The following is a 12,753-nucleotide window of genomic DNA, read 5'->3' as shown; positions in this document are numbered from 1 at the left end:
CCGAACCAGCGCGCCAACGCCGGCTCATGATCGGACCTTCGGATATTCAGATCATCCTCGGGAAGGTGCGCCCACTTTCACGCCCCCACACCGAGGCTCATCCACAGGTTCTGATCATTGCTCGAATCGACCTGGTGACAATTTCTACCTGGTGAAGCGGACCGATACCAATGTTTTCTCGGCGTGGTCAGGAAGCCATGTTCTTTGTGAGCGATCTTCCCGCCGTGACGGGATGCGAGGATTGCGAGGAACAATTCCGCGTTTGGTCTTCCTGGGGCGGACGGATCGACCACAGCAGCACATTCCGATGGTTACGGGCGCCGTCGTCCTCGATTGTCCAGCCCAAAGTACGCAGAGCAGCAGCGTTCCGCTTCAGTGCCGTGGTGACGTCGCGGCCATTCTTGGGCCATCCAATAGGACGCCGACCGCCGTCGCTGGTCGGCTGCACAATCGCGAGGAGCTCGGCGCCCGTCTTCCCTAATAGCGGTTCAGTGCAACTGTTGCGCATCGACTCGATGAAGACATCGCCCTGGAGGCTATCTTCGCTCAGCTGGTTCGCTCGAGCCACATAGCGCGCAAGTCCATTCGTTCCCATTTCGCTATCCACTACAGCCAGCAGGCGAGCGAAGTCGGCCATCCTTGGAGTGAAGCCGAGGCTGGCGATGGGCCGGCCATTGTGCACTGTCGCTGCGAGATTAAGCAGAGCGCCCATGATCCTCGGACGAGCCCTCGCCCAGTCTTGATAGATCTCTGATTCTGCTCTTCGGGAGCGTAGATCGATCCTCTTGAGTTCCACCACAGCGAGTCGCTCCGCGAGATCTGGGCGCAACGCGCCGACATCGATCCCATTGAGAATGAGGCATCGGCGGAAACTCACGATTGACAGTCCTCCGTCCGTGTACAAAGCACGTTTGACGCTGCCGTCTCCAGTCACCGCTCTGCACAACGAATCTGACAGCCAGGGTGGGATACCAGACAAGTTGTCGAGGGCAACAACCCAAGAGCCGGCAGCCGCCGTAACCCACGAATCGGCGTCGCGAGGTGCCTGTCGGAGAGGCACAGGCGAGGGATCGATCAGATCGACAATTATTCTCGTGACAGTGCTTTTCGCGCTGCCCTGCTCGGCGAAAAGGGCTAATACCGGATGTGGCGTGTCGCTGCTCACGAGGGCTGCAATAAGCGTGGCCAAGAGGATGGGGCGGTCTTCGACAGCCACATTGATGAATTCCCATAGCAGGTCGAGATTCGGCTCACCGGCAGGAAGGGTCATTTCACCGGTCAACTTGGTTCGCAGGAATCGAACTGGCGCCGACGGAAGGAGCGACCACCTGCCATCGCTTATTCGAAAGACCTGGCCATCGAGGCGCCCAGTGTCGACGTAAACGGCATCTGTTGCACTTGCTACCCGCAGGTATAGGCGTTCAGGCTGTTCCCGCGCCGCTAGACCGTCGAGAATCGAAATGGCATCCATCAGTGCTTGACCGCCCGCCGCGGTCCCATTATCCGAAAAGTATTGAGCAGCAAGGTCTGCGCGCAAGCCGGCTCGGCCACCACGAAGAGGTATAGCAATATGCGGCTGTGACTTTCTCGCCCCGAAGGGCTCACCGTCGTCGGTGCAACCTAGGTGGTATTGCTCCTTGGCCAGCTCGACGAGTCTTACGGCAGCAGACTTCTTTTCCTGCGAGGCGGGTGTTGGGGTCATATGCTCCGGTTCGCTTTGTGCATGAACGACAGGTTCGAGGTCGGCAAGACTGAAACCAGCTGCATAGTGGTCAGCAAAGTCCTTACCTGAACGCGGTTCGACGATGGTGACGCTGGATGCTATGGCATAGAGGTGTATCGCCACCGCAGACGCGTGACGGCGTCCTACTTCGTCTCTATCGGCAACAATCACGACTTTCTTGCCGCGCAACGGACTCCAGTCAAAGTTGGCTGATTTGCCCGCCCCCATCGCAGGGCAGACGGCAGTGCCTCCCGCCGCCTCGACCGCCAAGACGTCCTTCTCGCCTTCGACGACGTAGACGAGCTCGGCGTTCGCAATAAGGTCAGCACGAAATAGGCTGCGCCCACGTGTATTACCGGACTGGCGAAACCGCTTCTGAGGGTCACGATGCACCCGGCGTTCGTCGGGATAGACATACGTGGCACCGCGGGGAGCGTCGAATAGATCAGCAAGCGTCATATCAAGCGCGCGGACCACCGATTCGGTGTCGCAGCCCGCATGGCAGTAAATGAGCACCTGACCCTCTATCGCGGTGACGGCAAGTGACGGGTTCCGGTCATCGTGGGCCGGGCACTGTGCCATAGCACGGTCATCTCGGACAACGACTTGGCGATCACTGGTATTGAGCGCTGTGAGAATCCGCTGGTAGGCCGTTTCCGCTGGCTGAGGCAGTGGGTTCATCGTGTAGCACCGTGCGAGAAACCAGGGCCTTGCTCTTGTCGGTGGTGGGCAAGTTTTCGATCCTTGGGACCGCGATCGGGAGTTAAACTCGACATGAACCGTCCTCTGCGAAGGGTGGCAGTTCTCCGAGAGGCCCTGGGGCTCAGCCAGGGTCTCTCATTTTCATTGCTTCAGGCGGCGCCGTCACCTCCACGGCGGGTTGCGCTCTCTTGTTCGGCGATCCATCGCTCGACTTCGCTGCGTCGGTAAACAACTCGACGCCCCAACGTGAAACTTGCTGGTCCCGTCCCGGCATGGCGCCAGTACCGGAGAGTGCCCACTGGCACACCAGTGAGATCCGAGACTTGGCGGGCTGACATGATGCTCATTGATGTTCCTTTCACATCATAATGCTGAATCAACACCGCCAACGATCGCACTTTCCTTGGTGTGGGTCAAGCATTACAGTGTGATTTGTGCATGATGATCCTCCTGCGGGCGCTGACGAAGACTTCAGCCAGACGTTTGGGCGGAACATGCGCATAGCGCGCGGACAAAGGGGTTGGAGTCAGAGGCAACTCGCAGAGGCTTTGGAAGGCCAAGGTGTTCGACTCGACCCCTCGGCCGTTACGCGAATCGAGCGCGGTGATCGCGAAGTCAAGCTGCGGGAGGCGGCCGCGATTGCCGACTGTCTGAACACCGATCTTCAGCAGCTGCTGATGCCTTCAGGTCCGGACCGGTTGAGCGCGGTTCTCGCGGTCCGAGGGTTCGCCGAGAAGCGGATGCGGGCGGGTCGATTCGCATTCGCTGAGCTCGGCCACTACGCCCGAACGATGCAAGAGCTTCTGGAGCTAGCGCCAGAAGCCATGGATCGACTCCGCCGACTCCGTGGTCGTTCTGAGGAACTAGACGCTCATGACCACGTCGTCCTCGAACTAAAAGAGTTACTGGCCGACTTGCATTGGCAGAAGCCAGATTTCGAAGTCGCGGACGTCGATGAACGGCTCGGCGATGTACTCCAACGGGTCGTGAATGCGGCCGTCGACAACCTGTTTGTTGGCGCGAATTCCGAGGACGTCGGCGTAGACGAGCCTCGCGACGTGAACGGGGACGATGCAGAGGCGTAATCGGCGGGGTGGTGTCGAGGACCGCTGGCGCCGTGCAGACGGCAGTCCATCAGTACGTGCCGGAAAGGGGCGCCGCTGGCTGGCCCGCTACGTCGACGACCAGGGGCAAGAGAACACCAGGTCCTTCGATCGCAAATTGGATGCTCAAGCCTGGCTTGACGAAATCGTCGCCACGCAGGTCACTGGAACCTATGTAGCTCCAAAGGCCGGTCGCGTCAGTGTCGGCGAGCTTTACGCAAAGTGGCTCGGAACGCAGAGCCATCTCAAGAAAACCACCGCGTCGACGCGACGGTACACCTGGCCGGTTTACGTGGAGCCGCGCTGGTCAGCAGTGGCTGTTGCCGATGTCCAGACGACCGATGTGCGGGGCTGGGTCCAGTCGATGACGTCATCCGGCGCGGGCCCGGCCACCGTTGAGAACGCCGTCGGCATCTTGCGCCAAATTCTGGAGATGGCTGTCGGGGACCGACGGATCGCGCGCAATCCATGCGCGGGGATCAAGCTTCCCCGCCGTAAGCGGCGGCCGCGCGGCTATCTGACGCACCGGCAGGTGGAGCAACTCGCGATTGAAGTCGGCCCGGATGCGACGGTGGTGCGCTTCCTGGCCTACACGGGGCTGCGCTGGGGAGAGATGGCAGCGCTACGGGTCAGCGACGCCAAAATGCTTCGCCGTCGAGTCCACGTGCGGGAATCAGTGACGGAGGTCGAGGGCCAACTGGAGTGGTCGTCGCCCAAGTCCTATGAGCAACGGATGGTGCCCTTTCCCGCATTCCTTGCTGACGAACTCGCTGCACTGATGATCGGCAAGAAACCCGATGACCTGATCTTCGCCGCGCCAGAGGGCGGGGTGCTGCGGGTATCGAACTGGCGGCGCCGAGTATTCGCCAAAGCGGTCAAGCGGCTCATCGTGGAGGACGCGAGTTTCCCGGTGGTAACGCCGCACGATCTTCGCCATACCGCCGCGTCACTGGCCATCAGCGCCGGCGCCAACGTCAAGGCGGTCCAGACGATGTTGGGGCACGCTTCGGCGGTGCTTACTTTGGACACGTATGCCGACCTATTCCCCGATGATCTAGAGCTGGTTTCGGCGGCTCTAGACGATGCTCGAACCAAGTCTCTGGAACCCGCTGCGGACCAATTGCGGACTGGAACGAAAGAAGGCCCCGAACTGGACAACCAGTCAGGGCCTTCCACCTGCGAACACACGAGTCGGGGTGGCGGGATTCGAACCCACGACCTCTTCGTCCCGAACGAAGCACGCTACCAAGCTGCGCCACACCCCGCGTGAAGCCACGACAGCGTATCGCACCGGGGGGGTGCGACACCAAACGCGGACGGGCGCTTGGCCGGTGACGCATTCGAAGGGTCGAGGAGGTGCCTCACGAGGCCCTGAGGTGTAGGTCACGACACGCCGAGGGATGGATTCGGGTTGTCGGTGGCGTTATGCACACTGACGGTAGAAACCGATTAAGTGAGGCGAAAAATGACCGGGCTCGGAGCTTCCATATATCTGGGATTCTTTGCCCTGGCCGCGCTGTGGCTGTTTTTGACCTCCGAAGGGCCTCTTACGGGCCGATCCCGTGACGATCAGGACCAGCGCCCGGAGCGTTCGAATTCGGCCAGCACCTCCGTCCATTCCGAGGGGTCCATGCCCTGGCTGGTCAGCCACTCTTCGCAGAAGTAGGTGTCCGAATAGCGGTCGCCGCTGTCTGCGAGCAGCGTGACCACTGACCCGCTGCGCCCGTTGGCGACCATTTCCGCCAGCACACCGAAGGCTCCCCACAGATTCGTACCGGTAGACGGACCGACCCGCCGACCGAGCACTTTGCTTGCGTGATGCGCGGCCGCGACGGACGCCGAGTCCGGCACCACGACCATGCGATCGACCACGTCGGGTAGGAACGACGGCTCCACCCGGGGACGGCCGATGCCTTCGATGCGCGACGACATGCCCGTCACCACGTCGCTGCGGCCCTGCGCGTACGAGGGGAAGAACGCGGAGTTCTCCGGATCGACGACGCACAGCCGCGTGGGGTAGCGCCGGTACCGGATGTACCGGCCGATTGTTGCGCTCGTGCCGCCGGTGCCTGCGCCGACAACGATCCAGTCCGGAACCGGATGGGTCTCGTCGCGCATCTGCTCGAAGATCGATTCGGCGATGTTGTTGTTCCCGCGCCAGTCGGTGGCGCGTTCGGCATTGGTGAACTGGTCGAGATAATGCCCACCGGTCTCCGCGGCCAGCCGCTCGGCCTCCGCATAAACCTGCGACGCCTCGGCGACGAAATGGCAACGGCCGCCCTGTGATTCGATCAACGCAATCTTGCTCGCGCTCGTCGACGATGGCATCACGGCGATGAACCGCAGTCCGAGCAGCGCCGCGAAGTACGCCTCCGACACCGCCGTCGACCCCGACGACGCCTCGATGACCGTGGTGTTCTCGTCGATCCATCCGTTGCACAGCGCGTAGAGAAACAACGACCGCGCCAATCGGTGTTTGAGGCTGCCGGTGATGTGAGTGGTCTCGTCCTTGAGGTAGAGCTCGACGTTCGCGCTGTCGCCCCAAGCGGCAGGCAACGGGTACCGCAGCAGATGTGTATCGGCGCTACGACGCGCGTCGGCCTCGATCAACCGGACCGCGTTGTCCACCCACGTGCGTGGCTGCCCGCGGCTGGCGCTCGAAGCCGCGCTCACGTCGCTCAGCGCGCCGCGACGCTCGGGTGGGACTGGCCTTCTCGGGTTCCTTCGGACGAGCCCCCGATCGGCGCGGCGACCAGGGTCAACAGCGTGGCCTCCGGGCGGCAACAGAACCGTAGGGGCGCGTACGGCGACGTGCCGATGCCTGCCGATACGTGCAGCTGTGTGTGGGCACCCCATTGCGAGGCACCCTTGGCTCGTGACCGGTCCAGGTCGCAGTTCGTGACCACGGCGCCGTAGAACGGCAAGCACAACTGACCGCCGTGCGTATGGCCCGCCATGATCAGCTGATAACCGTCGGCGGCGAAGCGGTCGAGCACGCGGGGCTCGGGGGAGTGGGTCACCCCCAGCCTCAGGTTGACCGCGGGATTCGCCGAACCCGCGATCGTCTCGTAGCGGTCACGCTTGAGGTGCGGGTCGTCGACGCCCGCGGCCGCGATGAGCAGGCCGCCCACCTCGAACTCGCGCCGGGTGTGCGTCATGTCCAGCCAGCCGCGCTCGGTGAACGCCGCGCGCAGGTCCTGCCAGGGCAGCGGCTCCCCGTGCAGGCGACGGTGCGGGTTGGTCAGGTAGTTCATCGGGTTCTTCGGCCGCGGACCGAAGTAGTCGTTGCTGCCGAACACGAACACACCTGGCACCGAAAGCAGGTCGCCGAGCGCCTGCACGACGGCCGGCACGGCCTTCGGGTGGGCGAGGTTGTCGCCGGTGTTGACGACGAAGTCCGGCTCCAGCCGTGCGAGCTCGCGCAGCCAGGCCTGCTTGCGGCGCTGCTGAGGACGCATGTGGATGTCACTGATGTGCAGCACCCTCAACGGTGACGAGCCGGGCGAAAGCACCGGCATCGTCACTTCACGTACGGCGAACGCATTGCGCTCGATCAGCGATGCATAGCCGACCCCTGCGACCAGCGAACCGGCGGTGACGACGGTGGATTTCTTCAGGATCGAAGAGGCGGACATGGACCTGAGCTTACTGCCAGCCGGTCGCCACGACCGTTTTCACCGTGCCCAGCGTGGGCCACACCACAGCCTGCTACGGCGGTGGTGGTGGCGGTGGGAACGGAGGCGGTGGTGGCGGCGGCGCCGGTGGCGGTGGTGGACCGAGGACCGGCACCGTGATCGGCGGCAGCCCCGGAATCATGACCACCGTCGACCCCACCGGCGGCGGCACGCCAGGTGGCGCCCCCTCCGGCGGAGGTGGCGGTGGCGGCGGGATGCCGTTGGAGATCTGGATCGTGATGATCGATCCAGGCACCGTCTGGCCGGTAGGCGACGTACCCACGACCGCTCCGTAGGGCGCGGTGCTGTTCACCGGCGTCGCCTCATTGGCGACCTGGAAACCGGCATCACGCAGCCGCTGCCGCGCGGTGCTCTCGGTCAGACCCGAGACACTGGGCACCCGCGAACCCGGGGCGCCGTCGACGTAGCGGGGATCGGTCGGCGGCAGCGAGACCGGGCCGAAGTTGTTGGCGATGGGCATCATCGCCTTGAACCACGTCCTGGCGGGTTCGTTGCCGCCGAACAGGTTGCCGTCCCCGCCACACTGGCGCAGGGGGTAGGAGCACAGCGCGCCCGGCGCGGTCGAGTCGTCGTAGATGTAGTTGGCGGCGGCGTACTGGTTGGTGAAACCGAGGAAGCCCGCGGAGCGGCTGGCCTCGGTCGTGCCGGTCTTGCCGGACATCGGCAGGTTCCATCCGACGGAACCCGCCGCCCCTGCTGCGGTGCCGCCGCCGGTGTCGTCCTTGCTCATCGCGTTGGCCAGCGTGTTGGCCAGGCCTTCCGGCACCACCTGTTCGCACGTCTCGGTGGTCACCGACACCGGGTTGCCGTCGCGGTCGATCACCTCGGCGATCGGGTTGGGCGGGCACCACACGCCGCCGGACGCCAGCGTCGCGGCGACGTTCGACAGCTCCAGCGCGTTCACCTCGATGGGACCCAGGGTGAACGAGCCGAGGTTCTGCCGTTTGACGAAGTCGGCGAGGCTCTCGTTGCTCTCCGGGTCGTAGTCGCGGGCGGTACCCGGCAGCGCGTAGGACCGCAGGCCCAGCTTGACCGCCATATCGACGGTGCGCTGCACCCCCACCTGCGAGATCAGCTTGGCGAAGGCGGTGTTCGGTGAGGTGGCTAGCGCATCGGTGACGCTCATGGTGCCGCGGTAGTTGCCCGCGTTCTGCACACACCACGTCGCAGGCGGGCACCCCCTGGCGCCGCCGCTGCCCAAGCCCTTCGCCTGGAATCGCGCTGGCGCGTCGAGCTGCGCGTTGATGCCCATGCCCATGTCCATCGCGGCCGCGGTGGTGAAGATCTTGAAGACCGACCCTGCGCCGTCGCCGACCAACGAGAACGGCTGGGGCTGCATGGTTTCACCGGCCTCCAGGTTCAGGCCGTACGTGCGGTTGCTCGCCATCGCCAGCACGGGGTGGGACTCCTTGCCCGGCCGGATCACGCTCATCACGCTGGCGACGCCATCGAGGTCGGGGCTGGCGATCTCGTTGATCGCCGCCTTCACCGGACCCTGTACGTCGGGATCGAGGGTGGTCTTGATCAGGTAGCCACCCCTTGCGACCTGCTCCTTGCTGATTCCGGCGCGCGCCAGGTATTCCAGCACGTAATCGCAGAAGAACGCGCGGTCGCCGGCGGCGATGCAGCCGCGGGGCAGCTCCTTGGGCTGCGGCAGCACACCGAGCGGCTTTTCCTTGGCTGCGCGCAGCGCCGCAGCTTCCTCGGGAATGTTCTGGATCATGGTGTCCAGCACCACGTTTCGACGTGCCAGCGCACCCTCGGGGTTCGTGTAGGGATTCAAAGTGCTGGTGGACTGCACCATGCCCGCCAGCAGCGCCGCCTGTTCCCAGTTCAACTCGGAGGCGTTGATCCCGAAGTACGTCTGCGCGGCGTCCTGGACGCCGAACGAGCCGTTGCCGAACGAGACGAGGTTTAGGTAGCGGGTCAGGATCTCCGGCTTGGTGAAGGTCTTGTCCAGCGTCAGCGCCATGCGGATCTCACGCAGCTTGCGGGCCGGGGTGGTCTCGATGGCGGCGCGCTTCTCCGCATCGGTCTGCGCGATCACGAGCAGCTGGTAGTTCTTGACGTACTGCTGCTCGATGGTCGAGCCGCCGCGGGTGTCCAGATTTCCGGACAGATAGCCCGAAAGACCGGTCAGCGTGCCCTGCACATCCACACCATTGTGTTCGGCGAACCGCTTGTCCTCGATGGAAACGATCGCCAGCTTCATGGTGTTGGCGATTTGATCGCTCGGCACCTCGAAGCGTCGCTGGGTGTACAGCCAGGCGATGACGTTGCCTTTGGCGTCGACCATCGTCGACACCTGAGGGACCTCGCCCTCCACCAGCTGGGCCGATCCGTTGGCCACCACGTCGGAGGCCCGGTTGGAGATGAGACCGAATCCGCCGACCACGGGGAACATGAACGCCGCGAGGACGACGCTCGCCAATACGCAACACCAGGCGAGCTTGATCACCGTCACCGCCAGCGGCGGGGTCGGTGGGCGTTCCGGCATGCGTACAGAGTAGCCAGAGGTTTCGAACAGCAAAATTGACAGAGTAAGACGGCTTCTTCGTCAGGCGCCGCAACCGCGCCGACCTGCGCGCGCGTCAATTTTGTTCAGAGTTTGTTCAGAGTTTGCTTAATGACGGCACGGTCGTCCCAAAAAAGAGGGTCCGTACGTATTGCGCAGAAGTGCCCTGACCACTTAAGTTGTCCTGACAGTGCGATGCAGGTCACACCAGACCCCCGCACAGTGACGTAGAACGCACCGCGTTCTACACCGGATGAGTAAGCCGTCATCGGGGGGCGGCCGGAACGAAGGGGAAACGCTGTGTCCGGTTCGAGGCCCGCTGCACGGAGATCAAGCATGACTGCGACGACCTCCAGCATCGTTCAAGGCGCGGAGGCCGAGGCGCGCATCGCCTGGGTTTCTCAGGCACGTTGCCGTCAGGCTGACCCTGATGAACTGTTCGTCCGCGGAGCCGCGCAGCGCAAAGCCGCGGTCATCTGCAGGCACTGCCCCGTGATCCTGGAATGCGGCGCCGACGCCCTCGATAACCGGGTGGAGTTCGGGGTATGGGGCGGCATGACCGAGCGTCAGCGCCGTGCCCTGCTCAAGCAGCACCCCGAGGTGGTTTCCTGGGCCGAGTTCTTCGCCGCCCAGCGCAAGCACCGCAGCGCGGTTTAATCCACGCCCGCCCCTGGTTTGATTCGCCGCTACGCGGCCCCTGTTTGATTCGCCGCTACGCCGGCCCCCGTTTGATTCGCCGCTACGCCGCGGTGATCTCGCCGGTGATCTGATCGGCGATTGCTCTCAACGCGTCCAGATCTGACACGTCGAACGGCAGTGACGGCACGCCGACGATCGCCACATGCGGATTGGCGCCGGTGAAGCGCGACAGCAGCCTGATCTCCCGTTTGGACTGTCCGGCGCGGTCGGCGTGAATCCGCAGTACCGCCGCGGTCAGCGACTCGGGATCCGCGGCCTCCAGCGTCTCTGCGGCCTCTTCTGCCTTCTCGGCGTGCAGTGAGCACAACATCGGGTGAGTGCGGTTGAGAATCAGCCCCGAAAGCGGCATGTGCTCCTGAGAAAGCCGGTCGATGAAGAACGAGGCCTCGCGCAGCGCGTCGGGCTCCGCGGCGGACACCACGACGAACTGGGTGCCGCGCCGCTTCAACAACTCGTAGGTGCGGTCGGCCTTCTCGCGGAACCCGCCGAACGTGGCATCGAGCGACTGGACGAACGCGGCTGCGTCCGAGAGCATCTGGGAGCCGAGCACCGTCGAGAGTGCGCGCATCGCCAGGCCCATCGCGCCCGTCACGAGTCTTCCGATGCCTCGGCCGGGACCCAGCAGCAGCTTCCACAGCCGGCTGTCCATGAAGCCGCCCAACCGTTTTGGCGCATCGAGGAAATCAAGTGCGTTGCGTGACGGAGGCGTGTCGACGACGACGAGATCCCAGCGGTCCTCGCCGAGCAGTTGGCCCAGCTTCTCCATCGCCATGTATTCCTGCGTTCCCGCCAGCGACGTCGCGACAGTCTGATAGAACTGGTTATCCAAAATCTCTTGTGCGCGTTCGGGTCCGGAGTACTGGATCACCATCTCGTCGAAGGTGCGGCGCATATCGAGCATCATCGCATGCAACTCGCCAGGCACCTCCGGAGCCAGGGGCACCCGCTGCGGAGTGTTGCCGAGGTCCTTGATGCCCAACGCCTGAGCCAGTCGCTTGGCGGGGTCGATGGTCAGCACCACGACGGTGCGGCCGTACTCGGCGGCGCGCAACGCCATCGCTGCGGCGGTGGTGGTCTTGCCGACACCGCCTGCGCCGCAACACACTACGACGCGATTGGAGGTGTCGGCCAGGATCGAGCCCATGTCGAGCGCGGGCGGTGTGGTGCTCATCGGACCCCCTGGTGGGCGAGCGCTTCGGCGAGTTCGTAGAGGCTGCCCAGATCCACACCGTCGGGGATCTGTGGCAGCTGCAGACGCGCCACGTCAAGAGCGTCGAGCTGCTCGGCGCTTTCCGAACGTGCCTTGATTCTCGTCGCATGCTGGATCGCCTCGGTCAGCAGTCCGGCAAAGTCGTCGTCGGACAACGTGATTCCGGTATCGCTCAGGCCCGCGCGCACGGCGTCGGCGTCGATGACGCCCTCAGCAGCCTTGGCCAGGTCGTCGGGTGAGAGGTAGGCGGGGATGTTCCGGTTCACGATGACACTGCCGATGGGCAGGCCCAACTCCCTGAGCTCTTCGATGGCTTCCAGGGTCTCCTGGATCGGCAGCGCCTCGAGCAGGGTCACCAGATGGATCGCGGTGAGGTCGGAGTGCAGCACCTTGACGACGCTCTCGGCCTGCGAATGCACCGGTCCGCCCTTGGCCAGTTGCGAGACAGCCTTCGTGACGTCGAGGAACCGGGAGATGCGCCCGGTCGGCGGCGAGTCCACCACGATGGCGTCGTACACCGGCTGCTTACCCTTCTCGGCGCGGGTGACGATCTCGCGGATCTTGCCGGTCAGGAGCACGTCACGCAGGCCGGGCGCGATCGTCGTGGCGAATTCGACTGCCCCGATGCGCCGCATCGCGCGGCCGGCGATGCCGAGGTTGTAGAACATGTCCAGGTACTCGAGGAATGCGGCCTCGGTGTCGATCGCGAGCGCGTTGACGGTGCCGCCACCGTCTGCGGTCGCGATCTTGACTTCCTCGTAGGGCAGCGGCGGCACGTCGAACAGCTGCGCGATGCCTTGGCGCCCTTCGACTTCCACCAACAACACCTTGCGACCGCCGGCCGCGAGCGTAAGTGCCAATGCTGCGGCGATGGTCGACTTACCGGTTCCGCCCTTGCCGGTCACGAAATGCAGCCGCGCCTTGGTCAGGCGGGACGGCCAACCGACCGCGCTGTGGTCGTCAGAGGTGGTGCCCACCCGTGCAGCCTAATGGGAGTCGATCAGCGTGTCCTTGACGGGGATCTTGGTTCTTCAGCGGGAGGCTGATCACCGGACCGCCGGCTGGTGAGCACTGTTACAGCCTGGAGTGCTGGTCGACTCCTACGG

9 protein-coding genes, 1 tRNA gene and 2 pseudogenes are annotated in these 12,753 nt (G+C 64.2%); 4 read left to right on the top strand and 8 right to left on the bottom strand.

What is annotated here, in order from left to right; translation table 11 throughout:
• Positions 1-187: 187 nt before the first annotated feature.
• Both H7J93_RS00120 and H7J93_RS00115 read right to left on the bottom strand, forming a co-directional pair.
• Positions 188-2,404 carry an AICE element replication initiation protein gene (locus H7J93_RS00120; RefSeq protein ID WP_079281449.1) on the bottom strand — a complete coding sequence of 739 codons (2,217 nt, stop codon included), beginning with the start codon at positions 2,402-2,404 and terminating at the stop codon, positions 188-190.
• 170 nt (positions 2,405-2,574) lie between these two features.
• The gene (locus tag H7J93_RS00115; protein ID WP_074377345.1) at positions 2,575-2,772 is read right to left on the bottom strand and encodes a helix-turn-helix transcriptional regulator; all 198 of its coding nucleotides are present in this window, start codon (positions 2,770-2,772) and stop codon (positions 2,575-2,577) included.
• A 147-nt stretch (positions 2,773-2,919) separates the two neighbouring features.
• Here H7J93_RS00115 and H7J93_RS29345 point away from each other — a divergent pair.
• The 3 genes and pseudogenes from H7J93_RS29345 to H7J93_RS29225 form a co-directional block, all read left to right on the top strand.
• A pseudogene (locus tag H7J93_RS29345) lies at positions 2,920-3,084 on the top strand (helix-turn-helix domain-containing protein); the annotation flags it as partial.
• An 18-nt stretch (positions 3,085-3,102) separates the two neighbouring features.
• Positions 3,103-3,510: a hypothetical protein gene (locus H7J93_RS00110; RefSeq protein WP_267304306.1), complete on the top strand. Its 408-nt coding sequence runs from the start codon at positions 3,103-3,105 to the stop codon at positions 3,508-3,510.
• Positions 3,497-4,510: pseudogene (locus H7J93_RS29225) on the top strand (tyrosine-type recombinase/integrase); the annotation flags it as partial. The gene H7J93_RS00110 and the pseudogene H7J93_RS29225, both read left to right, overlap by 14 nt.
• Positions 4,511-4,719: 209 nt before the next feature.
• Here the strand turns inward: H7J93_RS29225 and H7J93_RS00100 are convergent.
• The 4 genes from H7J93_RS00100 to ponA2 all read right to left on the bottom strand — a co-directional run bounded on the left by H7J93_RS00100 (position 4,720) and on the right by ponA2 (position 9,720).
• Positions 4,720-4,793: transfer RNA gene (locus tag H7J93_RS00100), tRNA-Pro, on the bottom strand.
• A gap of 304 nt (positions 4,794-5,097) precedes the next feature.
• Positions 5,098-6,201, bottom strand: a complete 1,104-nt coding sequence (cds1, locus tag H7J93_RS00095) for an L-cysteine desulfhydrase Cds1 (protein ID WP_267304305.1) — start codon at positions 6,199-6,201, stop codon at positions 5,098-5,100.
• 5 nt (positions 6,202-6,206) lie between these two features.
• Positions 6,207-7,163: a metallophosphoesterase gene (locus tag H7J93_RS00090; protein WP_267304304.1), complete on the bottom strand. Its 957-nt coding sequence runs from the start codon at positions 7,161-7,163 to the stop codon at positions 6,207-6,209.
• A 73-nt stretch (positions 7,164-7,236) separates the two neighbouring features.
• Positions 7,237-9,720, bottom strand: coding sequence for a transglycosylase/D,D-transpeptidase PonA2 (gene ponA2 / locus H7J93_RS00085; protein WP_267304303.1), 2,484 nt, complete (start codon positions 9,718-9,720; stop codon positions 7,237-7,239).
• Positions 9,721-10,038: 318 nt separating this feature from the next.
• Here ponA2 and H7J93_RS00080 point away from each other — a divergent pair, with 318 nt between their 5' ends.
• On the top strand, positions 10,039-10,395 hold the full coding sequence (locus H7J93_RS00080; RefSeq protein ID WP_267304302.1) for a WhiB family transcriptional regulator: 357 nt from the start codon (positions 10,039-10,041) through the stop codon (positions 10,393-10,395).
• Between the two features lie 82 nt (positions 10,396-10,477).
• Here H7J93_RS00080 and bagB read toward each other — a convergent pair whose 3' ends face one another.
• Together bagB and bagA are read right to left on the bottom strand one after the other, a co-directional pair.
• On the bottom strand, positions 10,478-11,608 hold the full coding sequence (gene bagB, locus H7J93_RS00075; protein ID WP_267304301.1) for an ATPase BagB: 1,131 nt from the start codon (positions 11,606-11,608) through the stop codon (positions 10,478-10,480).
• On the bottom strand, positions 11,605-12,624 hold the full coding sequence (bagA, locus tag H7J93_RS00070; protein WP_267304300.1) for an ATPase BagA: 1,020 nt from the start codon (positions 12,622-12,624) through the stop codon (positions 11,605-11,607). The genes bagB and bagA overlap by 4 nt, the downstream gene beginning before the upstream one ends.
• Positions 12,625-12,753: the final 129 nt, after the last annotated feature.

This window comes from Mycobacterium barrassiae (assembly GCF_025822765.1).
Classification (GTDB): Bacteria; Actinomycetota; Actinomycetes; order Mycobacteriales; family Mycobacteriaceae; genus Mycobacterium; species Mycobacterium barrassiae.
This window is presented reverse-complemented; position numbering and strand designations above follow the sequence as displayed.

Coding starts and splice junctions, on each gene's coding strand:
- H7J93_RS00120 (WP_079281449.1), bottom strand. CDS start 2,404: ATGAACCCACTGCCTCAGCCAGCGGAAACGGCCTACCAGCGGATTCTC.
- H7J93_RS00110 (WP_267304306.1), top strand. CDS start 3,103: ATGCCTTCAGGTCCGGACCGGTTGAGCGCGGTTCTCGCGGTCCGAGGG.
- H7J93_RS00090 (WP_267304304.1), bottom strand. CDS start 7,163: ATGTCCGCCTCTTCGATCCTGAAGAAATCCACCGTCGTCACCGCCGGT.
- ponA2 (WP_267304303.1), bottom strand. CDS start 9,720: ATGCCGGAACGCCCACCGACCCCGCCGCTGGCGGTGACGGTGATCAAG.
- H7J93_RS00115 (WP_074377345.1), bottom strand. CDS start 2,772: ATGAGCATCATGTCAGCCCGCCAAGTCTCGGATCTCACTGGTGTGCCA.
- bagB (WP_267304301.1), bottom strand. CDS start 11,608: ATGAGCACCACACCGCCCGCGCTCGACATGGGCTCGATCCTGGCCGAC.